This is a genomic window from Burkholderia sp. SJZ089 (genome assembly GCF_007828315.1).
Lineage (GTDB): Bacteria > Pseudomonadota > Gammaproteobacteria > Burkholderiales > Burkholderiaceae > Burkholderia > Burkholderia gladioli.
In genome coordinates, this window is sequence record NZ_VIUM01000001.1 from 414,996 (window position 1) to 433,253 (window position 18,258).

At 69.7% G+C, this 18,258-nt stretch carries 16 protein-coding genes; 7 read left to right on the forward strand and 9 right to left on the reverse strand.

The features are described from left to right. Nucleotides 1-314 precede the first annotated feature (314 nt). Entirely contained in the window at nt 315-1,901 is a 1,587-nt protein-coding gene (locus FB600_RS01515; RefSeq protein ID WP_098183024.1) for a methyl-accepting chemotaxis protein, read from the forward strand. Nucleotides 1,902-1,961: 60 nt separating this feature from the next. Here FB600_RS01515 and cynR read toward each other — a convergent pair whose 3' ends face one another. Continuing rightward, nucleotides 1,962-2,897 (reverse strand): transcriptional regulator CynR, encoded by a 936-nt coding sequence (cynR, locus tag FB600_RS01520; protein WP_145756125.1) that lies wholly within the window; start codon nt 2,895-2,897, stop codon nt 1,962-1,964. 120 nt (nt 2,898-3,017) lie between these two features. On the opposite strand from cynR, the gene FB600_RS01525 reads away from it, so the two are divergent. Together FB600_RS01525 and cynS are read left to right on the forward strand one after the other, a co-directional pair. After that, complete coding sequence (locus FB600_RS01525; RefSeq protein WP_036056045.1) at nt 3,018-3,677, forward strand: carbonic anhydrase; 660 nt, start codon at nt 3,018-3,020, stop codon at nt 3,675-3,677. A 65-nt stretch (nt 3,678-3,742) separates the two neighbouring features. Next, entirely contained in the window at nt 3,743-4,213 is a 471-nt protein-coding gene (gene cynS, locus FB600_RS01530; RefSeq protein ID WP_025100266.1) for a cyanase, read from the forward strand. Between the two features lie 35 nt (nt 4,214-4,248). Here cynS and FB600_RS01535 read toward each other — a convergent pair whose 3' ends face one another. Continuing rightward, nucleotides 4,249-5,286 (reverse strand): aliphatic sulfonate ABC transporter substrate-binding protein, encoded by a 1,038-nt coding sequence (locus tag FB600_RS01535; protein ID WP_145756126.1) that lies wholly within the window; start codon nt 5,284-5,286, stop codon nt 4,249-4,251. 292 nt (nt 5,287-5,578) lie between these two features. Between FB600_RS01535 and FB600_RS01540 the strand changes: the two genes are divergently transcribed. Beyond that, entirely contained in the window at nt 5,579-5,908 is a 330-nt protein-coding gene (locus FB600_RS01540; protein ID WP_013690473.1) for a DUF4148 domain-containing protein, read from the forward strand. 232 nt (nt 5,909-6,140) lie between these two features. Here the strand turns inward: FB600_RS01540 and FB600_RS01545 are convergent, their stop codons facing one another. Both FB600_RS01545 and FB600_RS01550 read right to left on the reverse strand, forming a co-directional pair. After that, nucleotides 6,141-7,148: a hypothetical protein gene (locus tag FB600_RS01545; RefSeq protein ID WP_145756127.1), complete on the reverse strand. Its 1,008-nt coding sequence runs from the start codon at nt 7,146-7,148 to the stop codon at nt 6,141-6,143. Nucleotides 7,149-7,390: 242 nt separating this feature from the next. Then, nucleotides 7,391-8,365, reverse strand: a complete 975-nt coding sequence (locus FB600_RS01550; RefSeq protein ID WP_098152590.1) for a zinc-binding dehydrogenase — start codon at nt 8,363-8,365, stop codon at nt 7,391-7,393. Nucleotides 8,366-8,670: 305 nt separating this feature from the next. Here FB600_RS01550 and FB600_RS01555 point away from each other — a divergent pair, with 305 nt between their 5' ends. Next, nucleotides 8,671-10,071: a DHA2 family efflux MFS transporter permease subunit gene (locus FB600_RS01555; protein ID WP_105820844.1), complete on the forward strand. Its 1,401-nt coding sequence runs from the start codon at nt 8,671-8,673 to the stop codon at nt 10,069-10,071. Nucleotides 10,072-10,188: 117 nt separating this feature from the next. Here FB600_RS01555 and dctA read toward each other — a convergent pair whose 3' ends face one another. From dctA to FB600_RS01575, 4 genes are all read right to left on the reverse strand, one after another. Continuing rightward, the gene (gene dctA / locus FB600_RS01560) at nt 10,189-11,568 is read right to left on the reverse strand and encodes a C4-dicarboxylate transporter DctA (RefSeq protein WP_145756128.1); all 1,380 of its coding nucleotides are present in this window, start codon (nt 11,566-11,568) and stop codon (nt 10,189-10,191) included. Nucleotides 11,569-11,714: 146 nt separating this feature from the next. After that, the gene (leuD, locus tag FB600_RS01565) at nt 11,715-12,353 is read right to left on the reverse strand and encodes a 3-isopropylmalate dehydratase small subunit (protein WP_145756129.1); all 639 of its coding nucleotides are present in this window, start codon (nt 12,351-12,353) and stop codon (nt 11,715-11,717) included. A gap of 1 nt (nt 12,354) precedes the next feature. Then, entirely contained in the window at nt 12,355-13,761 is a 1,407-nt protein-coding gene (gene leuC / locus FB600_RS01570; RefSeq protein ID WP_123037966.1) for a 3-isopropylmalate dehydratase large subunit, read from the reverse strand. A gap of 63 nt (nt 13,762-13,824) precedes the next feature. Then, on the reverse strand, nt 13,825-14,703 hold the full coding sequence (locus FB600_RS01575) for an alpha/beta fold hydrolase (RefSeq protein ID WP_013690480.1): 879 nt from the start codon (nt 14,701-14,703) through the stop codon (nt 13,825-13,827). Between the two features lie 88 nt (nt 14,704-14,791). Here FB600_RS01575 and FB600_RS01580 point away from each other — a divergent pair, with 88 nt between their 5' ends. Then, nucleotides 14,792-15,715 (forward strand): LysR family transcriptional regulator, encoded by a 924-nt coding sequence (locus FB600_RS01580; protein ID WP_013690481.1) that lies wholly within the window; start codon nt 14,792-14,794, stop codon nt 15,713-15,715. Nucleotides 15,716-15,933: 218 nt separating this feature from the next. Further along, nucleotides 15,934-17,313 (forward strand): DEAD/DEAH box helicase, encoded by a 1,380-nt coding sequence (locus tag FB600_RS01590; protein WP_145756130.1) that lies wholly within the window; start codon nt 15,934-15,936, stop codon nt 17,311-17,313. 224 nt (nt 17,314-17,537) lie between these two features. Here the strand turns inward: FB600_RS01590 and FB600_RS01595 are convergent, their stop codons facing one another. Beyond that, the gene (locus tag FB600_RS01595) at nt 17,538-18,200 is read right to left on the reverse strand and encodes a hypothetical protein (protein ID WP_025100254.1); all 663 of its coding nucleotides are present in this window, start codon (nt 18,198-18,200) and stop codon (nt 17,538-17,540) included. Nucleotides 18,201-18,258: the final 58 nt, after the last annotated feature.

An 18,258-nucleotide genomic window follows, 5' to 3' on the forward strand; every position in this document is an offset into this window, starting at 1 on the left:
CGTCGCATTCTTACCGCAATATTTCCAAAGATATATCGAAAAACGGAAAACACTGTCTTTCCGTTTTTCGCGCCGATCCCGCTGGGCACGACGCGCCCTTCGTGCTTGCGATCAGCCGCGCCGCGCCCCGATTTGACAATCCTTAAACAAAAGCAAACCTTTGCGCGCGCAAACGGGCCTCGCGCACCCTGCGCCAGCCCGCTGCGCTGCCGATAAGCAAGGCCACGGACACGGAATTCGATAGGCACCTCATCGATTCGCCCGACCCGTGCATTCCCCATGCTTCTTTTCACGGCCCAGGAACGGACCATCCCATGCGTCTCAAGCATCTCTCTGCCAAGGCTTCCCTCTTGCTCACGTTCGGCGCGCTGAGCCTGGTCGTCCTGATCGTCTCGGGCTTCTCCCTGAAGGCGCTCGGCGACGCGAACCAGCGTTTCTATCGCTACGTCAACGGCATCAACGCACGCGCCGACATGGCCCGCGCGATCCGCGCCGCCGTCGACGATCGCGCGGTGGCCGTGCGCAACCTCGTGCTGGTCAGCTCGCCGGCCGACGTGGAGCTGGAAAAAGCCGCCGTGCTCGCGGCCGAGCAACGCGTCGAAACCCATCTCGAGGAATTCGGCCGGATGGTCGCGAACGCGCGCGACATGTCGGACGAGTCGCGCCAGCAGGCCGCCGAGATCGCGCGCATCGAGGGGCTGTACCGGCCGGTCGCGCTCGACATCGACCGCCTCGCGCTGGCAGGCCAGCACGACGCCGCGATCGCCGAGATCATCGAGAAGTGCCGGCCGCTGCTGGCCGCGCTGATCCAGGCCTCGAACACCTATGCCGATGCCACCAGCCGCCGCTCGGCCGAGCTGATCGTCGAGGCCGAGGCGCGTTACGCGGTGGAACGCGCGCTGCTGGTGGCGATCTGCCTGGTCGCGATCGCCATCGCGGTGGCGGCCGGCGTCTTCATCACGCGCCGCCTGCTGCGCCAGCTCGGCGCCGAGCCGGCCGAGCTGGCGAGCATCACGCAGCGCGTCGCTACCGGCGACCTGAGCCCGGTGCCGGGCGCCGGGCAGGCGCCCGCCGGCAGCGTGCTGGCCTCGATGGACGAGATGCAGCGCAGCCTGGTGACGCTGCTGGCCCAGGTACGCTCGGCCGCCGAGAACATCGCCTCCGGCTCCGGCCAGATCGCGGCCGGCAATACCGATCTGTCCTCGCGCACCGAGCAGCAGGCCGCCTCGCTGCAGGAAACCGCCTCGAGCATGGAACAGCTCACCGCCACCGTGAAGCAGAACGCCGACAACGCGCGCCAGGCCAATACGTTGTCGGCCAACGCCTCCGAGGTGGCCACGCGCGGCAACGCGGTAGTGGGCCGCGTGGTCGAGACGATGGGCGAGATCAGCAGCAAGTCCGCGCGAATCGCCGACATCACCGGCATCATCGAGGGCATTGCCTTCCAGACCAATATCCTGGCGTTGAACGCGGCCGTGGAAGCGGCGCGCGCCGGCGACCAGGGGCGCGGCTTCGCGGTGGTGGCCGGCGAGGTGCGCAGCCTCGCGCAGCGCTCGTCGAGCGCCGCGCGCGAGATCAAGGAGCTGATCGGCGGCTCGGTGCAGCAGATCGGCGATGCGGCCCGGCTCGCCGACGAGGCCGGCGCCACCATGACGGCGGTCACCCAGGCGGTCGGCCAGGTGACGGATATCGTCGGCGAGATCGCCGCCGCCTCGGCCGAGCAGAGCCGCGGCATCGAGCAGGTCAACCAGGCGATCACGCAGATGGATCAGGTCACGCAGCAGAACGCGGCGCTGGTCGAGGAAGCGGCGGCCGCCTCGACGGCGCTGGAGGACCAGGGGCGCCAGCTCAATGCCAGCATCGCGGTGTTCCGCATCGACACGGCGACGGCCCGCGCCTGAGCCCGGGCAGGCCGCCGCCGCGAATCACGAAATTCGCGCGGCTCTAGCGGCTCTAGCGGCTCACTCGGCCGGCTCGGCGTCCCGACGGCGCACCTTGCCGCCGCCATCCCCGGCCAACTTGCCGCCCTCGGCGATCGCCATCTCGACGAAGGCCTCGGTCGCCACGCTGCGATAGGCGCCCTTGCGCAGCAGCAGCGCGGCGGTGCGCTCGGGCAGCGCCGGCTCCAGCCTGACCAGGCGCAGCCCCGGCTGCTCGCGCGCGATCGCCGCCGGCAGCAGCGTGGCCAGCGTGCCGCGCCGCACCAGTTCGATGCTCGCGCCGATCGAATCGACCTCCATCGCGATACGCGCCGCGATGCCCTGCGCGCGCAGGTAGCGGTCGATGGTATGGCGCGTCGCGAACTCGCCATGCAGCAGCACCAGCGCCTCGTCCGCCAGCTCCCGCGCCGGCAGCGCCGTGCGCCGCCGCGCGCGCGCATGCGCCTCCCCCACCACCATCGCCAGCGTCTCGACGAACAGCGGCCGCACCTCGATCTCGGGCGACTGCGTCTGGCTGAAGGCGATGCCGAGATCGATCGCATCCTCGTTGAGCATCGCCTCCATCGCATCCTGGGTCGACTCCACCAGGTCCAGCGTGATGCCCGGATAACGCCGATGAAAACCGTCGAACAGCGGCCCCACCAGGTAGGCGGTGAAGGTCGGCGTGACCGCGATGCGCAGCGCGCCGCGGCTCAGCTCCCGCACGTCGTGGATCGCGCGCCGCCCCGCCTCGAGGTCCTGCAGCGCGCGCCGCGCATGCTGCAGATAGGCGACGCCCGCGTCGGTCAGGCCGATCGCGCGGCCCGAGCGATCGAGCAGCGGCGCGCCCAGCGCGTCCTCGAGCTGGCGGATCTGTTGCGACAGCGTCGGCTGCGAGACGTGCAGCGCCTCGGCCGCGCGCGTGAAGTTGCGGTGTTCGGCCACCGCGAGGAAATACCGGATGTGCCGCAGCAGCATGAAGGTCCCTGAACTATTGGTTTTACCAATGCCGATGATAATAAACCGGTCTTGGACGCTATGGCAGCGGCGGCGCATGCTGCGCTCATCGGTTCATCACCGGACCATGAAGGAGCGACCATGCAGGACATCATCGACGGCTTCCTGAAGTTCCAGCGCGAGGCCTTCCCGCAGCGCTCGGCGCTGTTCCGCGAGCTGGCCGGCAGCCAGCATCCCCGCACCCTGTTCATCTCCTGCTCGGACAGCCGGCTGGTGCCGGAGCTGGTCACGCAGCGCGAGCCGGGCGACCTGTTCGTGATCCGCAACGCCGGCAATATCGTGCCGTCCTACGGCCCCGAGCCTGGCGGCGTGAGTGCCTCGGTGGAATACGCGGTGGCCGCGCTGGGCGTGAGCGACGTGGTGATCTGCGGCCATTCCGATTGCGGCGCGATGACGGCGATCGCCACCTGCCGCTGCCTCGACCACATGCCGGCGGTGCGCAGTTGGCTGCGTTATGCCGATTCGGCGAAGGTGGTGAACGAGGCGCGCGAGCATGCCGACGAGCGCGCGCGCGTCGATTCGATGGTGCGCGAGAACGTGATCGCCCAGCTCGCCAACCTGCGCACGCATCCCTCGGTGCGGCTCGCGCTGGACCAGGGGCGGCTCGCCCTGCACGGCTGGGTCTACGAGATCGGCACGGGCTCGATCGAGGCGCTCGACGGCGCCACCGGCCGCTTCGTGTCGCTCGCCGGACATCCGAATGTACGCGCCACGCCGGCGCGACTCGGCGCGGCCGCCTGAGCCACGCCCTTCCCCTCATCGTTCATCGACGATTTCCGTCGCCTTCACCCAGAAAGGAGTCAAGCATGCCCCAGTCGCAAACCAGCCAGGCGCCGCGCCAGGCCCTCACCGACACGATCCTCGACGCGAAGATCCGCAAGGACCTGAGCTTCGAGCAGATCAACGAAGGCACCGGCCTGAGCCTGGCCTTCGTCACCGCGGCCCTGCTCGGCCAGCACGCGCTGCCCGAGGCGGCCGCGCGCGCGGTGGCCGCCAAACTCGATCTCGACGAGCACGCGGTGCGCCAGTTGCAGACCATCCCGCTGCGCGGCAGCATCCCCGGCGGCGTGCCGACCGACCCGACCATCTATCGCTTCTACGAGATCGTGCAGATCTACGGCTCGACGCTCAAGGCCCTGGTCCACGAGCAGTTCGGCGACGGCATCATCAGCGCGATCAACTTCCGGCTCGACATCAAGAAGGTCGACGATCCCGAAGGCGGCTCGCGCGCGGTGATCACGCTGGACGGCAAGTACCTGCCGACCAAGCCGTTCTGAAGCGGCGCGGGCCGGGCGCGCCCCGCCGCGGCACGTCAGGGCGCCTTGGCCTTGACGGCGGCGGCGGCGCCGGCCGGCCCCGGCGTCCAGATGCGGATGTCGGTGGCCTTCACGGCCACCGGGATCATGCCGGCCGCGCGATAGGTATCGGCGATGCGCTGCTGCTCGGCGAGCTGGTCGCGACGCACCGGCACGATCTCGTAGCTGCGCCGGCTGTTGGCGAGCGTGACGGTCGCCTCGGGCAGGTTGCCCCACACGGGCGCGAGAATTTTCGCCGCCTCGTCGGGATGCGCCTTGACCCACTTGCCGGTCTGGTTCAGCAACTCGAACACCGCGCGCAGCGCATCCGGGTGCCGTTCGACGAAGGCATCGGTGGCGGTATAGAAGCGGTTGTACTCGGCCAGGCCGTCGCGCCCGTCGGCGATCACGCGAACGTGGTCGTCGCGCTGCTCGGCGGCCAGGAACGGATCCCAGATCACCCAGGCATCGACATTGCCGCCGCGAAACGCGGCCAGCGCGTCGGACGCTTCCAGGTAGCGGATATCGACGTCGCCCGGCGCGAGCCCGGCACGCTTGAGCGCGGCCAGCAGCAGGTAGTGGCAGCCCGAACCCTTGGCCACCGCCATGCGCTTGCCGCGCAGGTCGGCGACGCCGTGGATCGGTGAGTTGGCCGGCACGATGATCGCTTGCGCCGAGGGCGCCGAGGTTTCCTCGGCATAGTAGGTGAGCGGCGCATGGGCCGCCTGGGTGAACAGCGCGAACGCGTCGGCCACGTCGGCGTTGAGGTCGACGCTGCCGCTGTTCATCGCCTCCAGCAGCCCGCTGGAGAACTCGTGCCAGCGCACGTCGTAGCCGAGCGCGCCGAGCCGCCGCTCGAGTTCGCCGTTGCGCTTGAGCAGGATGAACAGCGTCGAGGAACGCTGGTAGCCGATCGACACCGTATCGCGGGCGAGCGCGGCGCTCGAATACGAGGCGACGGCGGCGCCGACGCCGAGCGCCAGCAGCGAACGGCCGAGCAGGCGCAGCACGGCGCGACGCCGGCCGGCGAACGATGGCATGGACCACGACGACATGAACAGGACTCCGGAGCGGGTGAGCCGGAAACTATAGCGAAGCCGGGCCGGGCGGCTAACCATCGATATCGCATATCGTTAGCAGCGCGCGCGGCGCCATGGCGCGCCATACGAACGGCTGGCGAGCGGCTTGCAGGGGTATCGCTGCGGCTTTCGATTTGTCCTGCTACATTGCATCCATCCACCGGCCCGCGGGCCCACGGATGCGTTAGACAGAGGCGAGCCGCGTGCCTGTCTCGCCCCTGTCGTTGCGCGTACCACCAAAACCATCAATCTTCAGGAGAAAGTCAAGATGCGTACGACCCGCAAGCTGTCTCTTGCCGCGCTGACGTTGTCCCTCTCGCTCGGTATTTCCGGTATCGCCCTGGCCCAGACCGACGCCGCCGCCCCCGGCGCCGATGCAGCCGCCGCGGCCAGCACGCCCACCAAGGCCGAGAAACGCAAGGCCGCCCGTGCCAAGCACAAGGCCGAACGCAAGGCCGCGCGTGCCAAGAACAGCGCCGAGCTGAAGGAACTCGAGAAGAACGGCTACAAGCCCTCGGCCAACGATCCGAACTATCCGGACGACCTGCAGAAGGCGCAGCAGCGCGCGGCGGCCGCCAAGGCCGCCTCGGGCCAGTAAGCCAGGCGGTATCCCGCCACGACAGCACCGGCTGCACGCGCCGCCGGTGCTGGTTCCCCGCCGGACCTTTCCCTTTCCGCTGTCCTTTCTCTTCCCCACCCTCCTCCGCCGCCTACGAACGCGTCGATCGACTCACGTCGCGATCGCCGCACGCATCGCTCTTCAGGGATGCGAAACAGGCGAATTCGCGCCGCCGTCGCGCCCTGCCGCCCGACCGGCTTCCATCAGCGCATCAAGCCCGGCCTTGCCCCGCCGCCGCGAGACGACGCGCCGTCAACGCACGTATCGGCGCCGAGGCATGTGCCGCCGCGCCGGTCCGCGAGGCACGCGCTCCGGCGAACCCGGCGCCGCCGGTCGACACGCCCGGGCGCCGCGCCGCCGTGTCGAGCGCCGCGGCCGGTGCAAGCTCGGCCGGGCCGCCGCTGAAATCGGGATCGCAGGCGCCGCAACCGGAGCGGCAGGTCGCGGCCGAGAGGTCCGCCTCGTCAGGCGCCGGCGCCGGTGCCACCGTGCCGCCCACTTCCAGCGCGGCGATCCCGGTGGCCAGGATCAGCGCGTGGATCGCGCGCCGCATCGCCGCCAGTTGGCGGTAGCGCTGCAGATCGGCGTCGTAGGCTTCGAGCGCGACGGCCGCGCGCGGCGCGATCTCGAAACCCTCGCCCCTGGCCTGCACCAGCCCGGCCGTCACCAGCGTGCGCAGCACGCGATCGACGAAACCCTGGCGCTCCTCGAGCGTGGCGTCGTGTGGCAGTTGCGGCCCGTCGGCCAGCGCCAGCAGCGCCGAGGGCGCCACCGGCTGCTGCAGCTCGGCCGACAGCGCGGCAACCCGCTTGGCCACCTCCATGCGCGCCACGCGCATCACGTTGGCGCGCCGGAAACCGCGCGAGGCGAAATCGTCCAGCCAGGCCGCCAGCCAGTACCAGCGCAGCCAGACCCGCAGCACCAGGCGCGCGGAATCGTGTTCGTGGAATTCGTGGCGGCGCAGGTAGACCACGTAGCGCGCCCGGCCGGCGGCGGCCTCGCTCAGCGTCAGCGCCACCGGCGGCGGCGCCTCGCCGCCCGCGGCCAGGCCCCGGCCGCTGATGGTCTCGCCGACCAGGCCCGTGACCCGCAGATGACGATCGTGGCCGGCACGCGCCGCCAGATGCGCGATCACCTGCATGCGGCCGCCGGACTGCCCCACCTGCCGCTCGCAGGCGATGCGCAGCGCCCGCCCGAGGAACCATCGATTGATCGACATGCCGGTCTCCGTGAAATGCTCGATGTCTGACGAAGCGGATCGACACGCCGGGCGGTTGCTGTAAAAACTACAATCGCGCGCACCGGATTGTCGTCCTGGTACGCCGTCGCCGCGCCGCCCGCGCCGCGATGGCGGCTGGCGGGCGGCGCGACGAAGGCGCGGGGAAAACGCGTCGGTTCGAGCAAGATGCGGACCAGCGCGCCGCGATCGAGGCGCGGCACGGCCGAGCGCGGCACCGCCGGCTAGCAGCGCACCACCACCATCTTGCCGCCGGCCTGGTTCGCCTCCATCACGCGGTGCGCTTCGTGGATCTGGTCGAAACCGAACACGCGCGAGGGCTTCACGTCGAGCCGGCCCGCCGCCGCGTCGGCCGCGATCGCCTGCAGCGGCACGTCCGAGAGCGGGAAACCGGGCGTGCCGAACACGAAGCTGCCGAAGAAGCTCAGGGACACCCCACTGGCCATCTGCAGCAGCGGATTGAAATCGCGGATCGGATCGAGCCCGCCCAGCCAGCCGGCCAGGCAGGCGCGCCCGCCCCGGCGCAGCAGCGAGAGCGAATCGAGCACCACCGAATTGCCGACCAGGTCGAGCACCTTGTCCACCTGCCGCGCCTCGGCCAGGTGCGCCGCGAGGTCGGGCCGCTCGATCTCGCAGCGCGCGGCGCCGAGCCGTTCGAGCATCGCGAAGCGCTCGGGGTTGCGGGTGGTGGCGATCACGCGCGCGCCGGCATTGACGGCCAGCTTCAGCGCCGCCTGCCCGAACGAGGAGGTCGCGCCGCGAATCAGCAGCAACTCGCCCGCCGCGAGTTCGAGGTTGCGGAACAGGCAGGTCCAGGCGCTCGCGTAGGTTTCGGGAATCGCGGCCAGCTCGACCCAGGGCAGCTCGGCCTCGATCAGCGCGACGTTCGACACCGGCGCGCGCGTGAATTCCGCGTAGCTGCCGTTGATGGTGCGCCCCAGCCCGCCCATCAGCGCGGCCACCTTCGCGCCCACCGGGAATTCGCCGCCCGGGCAGGATTTGACGATGCCGACGCATTCGATGCCGCTGACCGGCGCGGCCTCGGCCCATTCGCCGCGCCGCATGTGCATCTCGGCGTGGTTGATGCCGAAGGCCTTGACCTCGATGACCACGTGGCCGGCCAGCGGCTCGGGATCGGGGATCTCGCGGTAGACGAGGCTGTCGAGGCCACCGAATTTGTCCAGGACGATCGCGCGCATGATGGGTTTCCTTGCAGGGGGATGAGAGCCCGCCCGCTTCACCGCGACAGGACACGGCATGGCGGGCGGGATGGGACCGGGTGCGGACCGGGATCGCGTTGTCGCGAGTAACCCGATCAACGACGAATCGAAGGTTACACACCGCAAAGTAACCTGTCAAAGTAATTTTTAAAGGTTACTTGAACGACCGCCTGCCGACGTTGATTCACGTCCTGCCGCTATACTTGCCGCTCGATCCCGCACCGGCCTCGCCGGCCGGCCCGCCAGACGCGCCCCGTCGCGTCGCCCGATCCGCTCATCCCCTCATGCGCGCCACCCTCGATCGTCGTACCGCGACCGCCTTGCTGGTCGCCGCCGTGTTCTTCATGGAAAACCTCGACGCGACCGTGATCGCCACCGCGCTGCCCACCATGGCGCGCGATTTCGGCACCGCGGCCGCGCATCTGTCGATCGGCGTGTCGGCCTACCTGGTGGCGCTCACCGTGTTCATCCCGATCAGCGGCTGGATGGCCGACCGCTTCGGCGCGCGCCGCGTGTTCGCCGCGGCGATCATCGTGTTCACGCTGTCCTCGCTGCTGTGCGCGGCCAGCGGCAGCCTGCCGGCCTTCACCGCGGCGCGCACGCTGCAGGGCCTGGGCGGCGCGATGATGGTGCCGGTCGGCCGGCTGGTGGTGTTGCGCAACACACCGAAGGAGCAGATCGTGCGCGCCATCGCGATCCTCACCTGGCCCGCGCTGGTGGCGCCGATCCTCGGGCCGCCGGTGGGCGGCTGGATCAGCACGCACTGGAGCTGGCACTGGATCTTCCTGCTCAACCTGCCGCTGGGCGCGATCGCGCTGGCCGCCGCGCTGCTGCTGGTGCGCAACGGCGAGGCGAAGCGCGCGCCGTTCGACCTGACGGGCTTCGTGCTCACCGGGCTCGGTTTCGGGCTGTTCATGGCGGGCCTGGAGGCGGCCAGCCGCGACGACGTCTCGCGCCTGCTGGCGCTGCTGATGCTGGCGGCCGGCGTCGCGCTGCTGGTGATATCGGCGCGCTACCTGGCGCGCGCCGAGCATCCGCTGTTCGGCCTGGCGCCGCTCGCGATCGATACCTTCCGCGTCACGGCCGTGGGCGGCTCGCTGTTTCGCACCGCGATCGGCACCGCGCCCTTCCTGCTGCCGCTGATGTTCCAGCTCGCCTTCGGCTACAGCGCCGTGGAGGCCGGCACCCTGCTGCTATGGCTGTTCGCCGGCAACCTGGCGATGAAGCCGGCCACCACGCGGATCATGCATGCCTTCGGCTTTCGCCGGGTGCTGATCGGCAACGGCGTGCTGGTCGCGCTCGGCTTCGTGGCCTGCTCGATGCTGAGCGCCGACACGCCGCACTGGCTGGTCTGCCTGCTGCTGTTCGCCACCGGCATGACGCGCTCGATGCAGTTCACCGCGCTCAACACGATCGGCTTCGCCGACGTGCCGCAGGCGCAGATGAGCCATGCCACCACGCTGTTCTCGGTGCTGCAGCAGATGAACGCGGGGATGGGGATCGCGGTCGGCGCGCTGGCGCTGTCGGTGGCCGGCATCATGGGCGGCTCCTCGCCGGGCAACCCGGGGCCCGGCGACTTCCAGCTCGCCTTCGACCTGATCGGGGTGCTGGCCGCGCTGGCGATCGTCGACAGCCTGCTGCTGCCGCGCGATGCGGGGGAGAAGATTCTCGCGCGGGGGCGTTGAGCGGCAGCGCCTCGGGGGCGCTCGCCTGGGCCATCCGTCCCGAGGCGCCGCGCCGCTTGACTCGGAGAATCGGCGAATCGGCAGCGCCGGCTTGCCGGGTCGATCTCCATCGTGGCTTCAGCGCCCCGGCCGCGCGGCCTCGGCCGACAAACCCTCGACACCCTCGCCCTCACGCCCGGCCGCGGCCGGCATCGCACCATCCGCCGCCGAGCGATGCTCGTGCTGCAACTCGCCGTGCAGCGCCGCGCGCAGGCGCTCGCGATCGAGCGCCCCCTCCCAGGCACAGACCACGATGGCGGCCACGCCGTTGCCGACCAGGTTGGTCAGCGAGCGGCATTCCGACATGAAGCGATCGATGCCGAGCACCAGCACCATCGCCGCCACCGGCACGGTGGGCACCACCGAGAGACTGGCCGCGAGCGTCACGAAACCGGCGCCGACCACCGCCGCCGAGCCCTTCGAGGTCAGCATGGTGACGGCCAGCAGCATCAGTTGCTGGGTCAGCGTGAGCGGCGTGTTGGTGGCCTGGGCCAGGAACAGCACGGCCAGCGTCATGTAGAGGCTGGTGCCGTCGAGGTTGAAGGAATAACCGGTCGGCACCACCAGCCCCACCACGCCGCGCCGGCAGCCGAGCTGCTCGAGCTTGAGCATCAGCTGCGGCAGCGCGCTCTCCGAGGTCGAGGTGCCGAGCACGATCAGCAGCTCCTCGCGGATGAACACCAGGAAACGCAGGATGCTGAAGCCGGCCAGCCGCGCCACCGCGCCCAGCACCACGAACACGAACAGCAGCGCGCTCAGGTAGAAGCAGGCGACCAGCCTGAACATCGGCAGCAGCGAGCCCACCCCGAACTTGCCGACCGTGAAGGCGATCGCGCCGAAGGCGCCGATCGGCGCGACGCGCGTGATGAAGCCGACGATGCGGAACATCATCGCCGCGGCGCCGTCCACCAGCTCGACCACCGGCTTGACGCGCTCGCCCAGCACCGACAGCGCCGAGCCGCACAGCAGCGCGAGCAGCAGCACCGGCAGGATCTCCTCGTGCGTGAAGGCGCCGACGAAGGTATCGGGCACCACCTGCATCAGGAAGCCGGTCAGCCCCTCGCCGTGCGCGGCGCGCGAGACGTAGCCCGACACGGCCGAGGCGTCGAGCGAGGCGATCGACACGTTGAAGCCGGCGCCCGGCTGCAGCAGATGGCCCATCAGCAGGCCGAAGCCGAGCGCGACGGTGGAGATCAGCTCGAAGTACAGCAGCGCCTTGCCGCCGGCGCGGCCCACCGCCTTCATGTCGCGCATGCTGGCGATGCCGGTCACCACCGCGCAGAACACCACCGGCGCGATCACCATGCGGATCAGCCGCACGAACAGGTCGCCGAGCGGCTTGAGCGCCTGCGCGGCCGTGGGCGCGAAATGTCCGAGCGCGACACCGAGCGCGATCGCCACCAGGACCTGCAGATAAAGATGCCGCCAGAGCGGCACGGATTGCGTGCGAGTCGCCATTGTCTCCTCCGGAAGGTAGGCGTGCGTCGTCCCCGCCGCCCTGTTGACGGGCGGTCGAAGCGACGGGTTTCGGAAAAACCGGCGGCCGGCTGGATGCGCAGCCGCCTGCTGCCCGGTAGCGCGGGCAGCGACGGATGCCGCGGCGCTCAGGCCGCGGCGCTTGCCTGGGTGGCGTCGATCAGCGCCCAGGGGCGCGCCGCGCGATGCGCCTGCTCGAAGGCCTCGATACGGTCCCGCATCGACAACGTCAGGTCGATGGTGTCGAGGCCGTCGATCACCATCCGCTTGTGGCGCGCGCCAAGCGGAAAGGCATAGCTGCGCCCGCTGGCCGAGTGCACCGTCTGCGCCTCCAGGTCGATGCGCAGGCTGCCTTGCGGGTTCGCCCGCGCGTCGGCCGTCAGCGCATCCACCTGCTCGCGCGGCAGCGCCACCAGCAGCAGACGGTTGTTCATCGCGTTCGAGTAGAAGATCTCGGCGAAGCTCGGCGCGATCACGGCCGCGAAGCCGTATTGCAGCAGGCCCCAGACCGCGTGCTCGCGGCTCGAGCCGCAGCCGAAGTTGGCGCCGCCCAGCAGCACGGCGGCGCCTTCGTAACGCGCGTCGTTCAGCACCGAATCCTGGCGCGCGACGCCCTGCGCGTCGTAGCGCAGGTCGTACAGCAGCCCGCGCGCGAGGCCGGCCTTGTCGATGCCGCGCAGGAACTGCTTGGGCATGATCTGGTCGGTGTCGAGGTTCTCGATCGGCAGCGGCAAGGCGCGGCCCTCGATGGTGGTCAGCAGGCTCATCTCAGCGCTCCAGGGTGCGGATGTCGGTGATGCGGCCGGTCAGCGCGGCGGCGGCCGCCATCGCGGGGCTCATCAGGTGGGTGCGGCCGCCACGGCCCTGCCGCCCCTCGAAGTTGCGGTTGGTGGTCGAGGCGCAGCGCTCGCCGTCGGCCAGGAAATCGTCGTTCATCGCCAGGCACATCGAGCAGCCCGGCTCGCGCCATTCGAAGCCGGCCTCGATCAGCACGCGCGCGATGCCCTCGGCCTCGGCCTGGCGGCGCACGCGCCCCGAGCCCGGCACCACCATCGCGCGCACGCCGGCCGCCACGCGCCGGCCCCGCACGATGCCGGCCACCGTGCGCAGGTCCTCGATGCGGCCGTTGGTGCAGGAGCCGATGAAGACGCGGTCGATCGGCGTGCCGGCAATCGGCTCGCGCGCCGCCAGGCCGATGTAGTCGAGCGCGCGGCGTGTCGATTCGGCCTCGCTCGGCGTGGCCTGCTCCTCGGCGGCCGGCAGCAGCGCGTCGATCGCGATCGCCTGATCGGGGCTGGTGCCCCAGGTCACGAAGGGCGCCACCTCGGCCGCGTCGAAGCGGTGCTCGGCATCGAACACGGCGCCCACGTCGCTGGCCAGCGCCTGCCAGTCGGCGCGGGCGGCCGCCCATTGCGCCTCGTCGAAGCGCGTATGCGCGCGCACGTAGTCGAAGGTGGTCGCGTCGGGGGCGATCAGTGCGGCGCGCGCGCCGGCCTCGACGGTCATGTTGCAGAGCGTCATGCGCGCCTCGGCCGACAGCGCGTCGATGGTGGTGCCCGCGTATTCCACCGCGTAGCCGCGCGCGCCCTGCGCGCCGATGCGCGCCACCAGCCAGATCACCAGGTCCTTCGAGGAGGTGCCGAAGGGCAGTTCGCCGTCGATCACGATGCGCATGGTACGCGCCAGCCGGTAGACCAGGGTCTGCGTCGCCAGCACGTGCTCGACCTCGGAGGTGCCGATGCCGAAACCGAGCGCGCCCAGCGCGCCGTAGGTGGTGGTATGGCTGTCGCCGCACAGGATCACCATGCCGGGCCGCACCAAGCCATGCTCGGGCGCGACCACGTGCTCGATGCCCTGGTCGGGGTCGTTGGTGCCGAACAGGCGGATCCCGGCGCGCTCGCAGTTGCGCGCGAGATTGCTGGCCTGATTGGCCGAATCCGCGTCGAGGATCACGCGCGGGCGCTCGGCGTGGGTCGGGATGATGTGGCTGACCACCGCCACCTGCTGCCTGGGCCGGCGCACCGCGCGGCCCTTCGCGTCGAGCCCGGCAAAGGCCTGCGGGCTGGTGTATTCGTTCATCAGGTGCAGGTCGACATAGAGCAGCACGTTGTCCGCGTCGAGCGGCTCGACCGTGTGCGAATCGACCAGTTTCTGGTACAGCGTCCGGATCGCCATCCCGGCTCCTTTCGTATCGTGGGTGTGATGGGTCGCGGCGCGTGGGCCGCGCCGGCTTCGTGTTCAGCCGCGCAGGAACGGCAAGGCCGCGTCGAGCAGCGCCTCGGGCGCTTCCTCGGGGATGTAGTGGCCGCAGGGCAAGGCGTGCCCCGTCACCGCATCCGACCAGCGACGCCATTCGGCCAGCGGATCGAAGCACTGGCCGATCACGCCCTCGGCGCCCCACAGCGCGAGCATCGGGCAGGCCAGCTTGCGGCCCGCGGCCAGGTCGGCGCGGTCGTGTTCGAGGTCGATCGTGATCGAGGCGCGGTAGTCCTCGCAGATGCCGTGCGCGGTGCCCGGTGCGGACAGGCAGCGCAGGTATTCGGCATAGGCTTGCGGCGTGAAGGGCTTGAGCCCCGCGCTGCGCGCGCCGATGGTCTGCTTCAGGTAGAGGTCCGGGTCGGCCTCGATCAGCGTTTCCGGGAACGGCGCCGGGCGCACCAGGAAGAACCAGTGCCAGTAGGCGCGCGCGAAGGCGAACGAGGTCTGCTCGTACATCGCCAGGGTCGGCGCGATGTCGAGCGTCACCAGCCGGCGCACCGCCTCGGGATGGTCCAGCGCCAGGCGCACCGCCACGCGCGCGCCGCGATCGTGCGACAGCACGTCGAAGCGCTCGAAACCGAGCGCGCGCATCAGGTCCACCTGGTCCTGCGCCATGCGCCGTTTTGAATAGTTCGCGTGATCGGGCAGGCCGGCGGGCTTGCCGCTGTCGCCGTAGCCGCGCAGGTCGGCGGCCACCACCGTGAAGTGCCGGGCCAGCACCGGCGCGACGCGATGCCAGATCGCGCGCGTCTGCGGATGCCCGTGCAGCAGCAACAGCGCGGGGCCGGTGCCGCCCTTCCAGGCCTGGATATGGGTTCCGTCGGTCTCCACCGAGACGGATTCGAAGTCGTCGAACATGGTTCCTCCAGCGTTTTTTGTAGTCTAATTGCTGCCTTGAACGCCATGGTATCGGCGAAAGCAAACCGGTATTAACTTGAGGGAACAAATGGACGCGATCTCCGATCTCGCGCTGTTCGAGCTGGTGGTGCGTCAGGGCAGCCTCAGCGCGGCCGCGCGCGAGCTGGGCGTGACGCCGCCCTCGGTCAGCAAGCGCCTCAAGCAGATCGAGCTGCGGCTGGGCGTGCGCCTGCTCAACCGCACCACGCGCCAGATCAGCGTGACCACCGAGGGCGAGCTGTACCTGAACAACGGCTCGCGGATCCTCGCCGAGCTGGCCGAGCTCGAGCAACTGGTGAGCCGCAGCCGCGCGGCGCCGGCCGGGCTGCTGCGCGTCAACGCCTCGTTCGGTTTCGGTCGCACCTGGGTGGCCGCGGCGATTTCCGAATTCGTCGCCCGCCATCCCTCGATGGAGATCCAGCTGCAATTGACCGACCGGCCGCTGAGCCTGCAGGAACAGGCTTTCGACGTCGGCATCCGCTTCGGCGACGTGCCCGAGGCGCGCATCAACGCCAGGCGGCTGCTGCGCAACCGGCGCATCGTCTGCGCGGCGCCGGCCTACCTGGCGCGACACGGCACGCCGCGCACGCCGCGCGAGCTGGCGCAGCATCCCTGCCTGGTGCTGCGCGAGAACGATTCCGCTTATGGAAGCTGGCACTTCACGCGCGGCAGCCAGGAGGAAACCGTGAAGGTGCGCGGCCCGCTCAGCAGCAACGACGGCGCGGCGGTACTGAAATGGGCGCTCGACGGGCACGGCGTGACGATCCGCTCGCAATGGGAAATCGATGCGCTGCTGCGCGAGGGTTCGCTGATGCCGCTGCTGGCCGACTGGAGCCTGCCCAATGCCGATATCTACGCGGTCTACCTGGAGCGCAACCAGCTCTCGGCGCGGCTGCGCACCTTCATCGATTTTCTCGGGACGCGGCTGCCGCAGATGCTCGGCATGCCGGCGGAGCGCCGGCGCGGCGGGTGAACCCCGTCGAGCAATACCTCGAGCGGCGTTCGGCAGAGGCGCGCGTCGATGCCCGCCGCCGCGCAGCTTTCCGGCGCGGCACCGGTATTCGCCGCGCTCGGGGATCCGACGCGCCTGCGGATCATCGCCAGGCAGTACGACGCCATCCTCCGGTCGAACCGCTTGGCGCGATCACCTCGGCAACCGCTAGAATTAGCGTTTTCGTCCGGAATATGTCCATGTCCTTCGCCTCGCTCGGCCTGATCGCTCCGTTGCTGCGCAACCTGCAGGAACTCAACTACCAGACACCCACGCCGGTGCAGGCCAAGGCGATCCCCGCCGTGCTCGGCGGCAAGGACGTGATGGCTGCGGCGCAGACCGGCACCGGCAAGACGGCGGGCTTCGCCTTGCCGCTGTTGCAGCGGCTGGTGCAACACGGCCCGGCAGTGGCCAGCAATCGCGCGCGCGTGCTGGTGCTGGTGCCCACGCGCGAGCTGGCCGAGCAACTGCTGCAGAGCTTCGTCGACTACGGCAAGGGCCTCGATCTGCGCTTCCTGGCCGCCTATGGCGGCGTGAGCATCAATCCGCAGATGATGAAGCTGCGCAAAGGCGTGGACGTGCTGGTCGCCACGCCGGGCCGCCTGCTGGACCTGAACCGCCAGAACGCCGTGCAGTTCGACCAGGTGCAGACGCTGGTGCTGGACGAAGCCGATCGCATGCTGGACCTGGGCTTCGCGCGCGAGCTCGATGCCGTGTTCGCCGCCCTGCCCGAGCGGCGCCAGACCTTGCTGTTCTCGGCCACCTTCAGCGACGAGATCCGCGCCATGGCGGCAAACATCCTGCGCAAGCCGGTCGATATCAGCGTGAGCGCGCCCAACGCGACCGCCAGCAAGATCAAGCAATGGGTGGTGACGGTCGACAAGCGGCACAAGCCCGAGTTGTTCATGCATCTGGTGGCGCGCAACAAATGGGAGCATGCGCTGGTGTTCGCCAAGACGCGCAACGGCGTGGATTACCTGGCGGCCGTGCTGGAGCAAGCGGGTTACGCGGTGGACACCATTCACGGCGACAAGCCGCAACCGGCGCGGCTGCGTGCGCTGGAGCGCTTCAAGGCGCGCGAGATCCAGATGCTGGTGGCCACCGACGTGGCCGCGCGCGGGCTGGACATCGACGATCTGCCGCTGGTGATCAACGTCGATCTGCCGATCGTGGCGCAGGACTATGTGCATCGTATCGGCCGGACCGGACGCGCGGGTGCGAGCGGTGTGGCGGTGTCGCTGGTGTGCGCGGACGAGGCGCCGCAACTGGCGGCGATCGAGGCGCTGATCCGGCAAACGCTGCGCCGGGAGGAAGAGCCGGGGTTTGAAGCCGAGCATCGCGTGCCGGAAACCAGCGCTTCGGGCGAACTCATCAAGAAGCCGAAAAAACCGAAGAAGCCGAAGCTCGGGCAGGCGGTGGGGCAAAGGGCTGAAGTGACGGGAATGGATACGATTCACACCATCGGCAGCCCGTTCAGCATGCAAAAGCCGCGTGGGAAGGCTGGCGGGAAGCCGGCTGCGGGTGGTTCACGCAAGCCGGCGGGTAAGCCTGATGGTGGGCGGGGCAAGCGCCAGGCTTGATTTATTGGGTGGGCTTATCGTGGATTGCGGCTTCGGGTCCGACGCAGCCAGATTGCGTAGACGCCCAGCAGAACGATCACTACGGCATCGACGGGCAGCAACCTCGGCGGACCGGCGCCCGCGGCAACCTCGCAAAGCAACACCTCCCTCGCAGATAAGAGGACGAATGCCTGCCGCACCAAGCATCCGCCTCCCCTCTTCCTTGCACTCGGATCCCATCCCGCTCAGGCCGGCAGCACGATCGGCGTATTGCCGGCCTGCTGGTTCCAGTTGTCGAGCGCCTGCAGATAATCGCCCGCCGGATTCACCTTGAACGCGAGCTTCGCGGACGACACCGTGGCCACGCCCGGCTCCGACAGATTGAAGCCCCACTCCACGCCGCCCAGATAGGCGCTGTGCTGCACATCCACCGCGATCGTCACGAGCCGCACCTGCACCAGTTCACCGACGCGCGCCGCCATGTGCCGGGGCGTATCGACGATCCATGCGCGCTGGTAGCCCTTGCCGCGCCGCGAGCCCGCGCCGGACAAGGTCTGGATGTTGTTCTGCTTGATCCAGGCGCGCAACTCCGGCGTGGTATTCGGCGTCAGGTCGCGGATCGGCCGCGGCACGCCCTGGTCATTCGAGCCGTACCACGGCGACAAGCTGTTGGAGTCGAGCGACCAGCCGTTCGCCGCGCGATCCCGTTCGCGGTCGTTGATCCATTGTCCCTGCGGCCGGATCAGCTGGACCAAGCGCACGTTGTCGCTGTCCCGCTCGGCGCGAAACCAGAGCGCCGTATCGGCGCCCACGTTGATGCGCCCGCCCGGCGGTTCGTTCGGGTTCGAATTGTAGGGGGCATATACGGCGAACTCGAACTCGCCGCCCGAGGTGTCAATCGTCGTCATCGATCTCTCCTGGAAGAATTGAGCCTGCGTTGAGTTGGACGCGGGCGCGCGGTGGGCG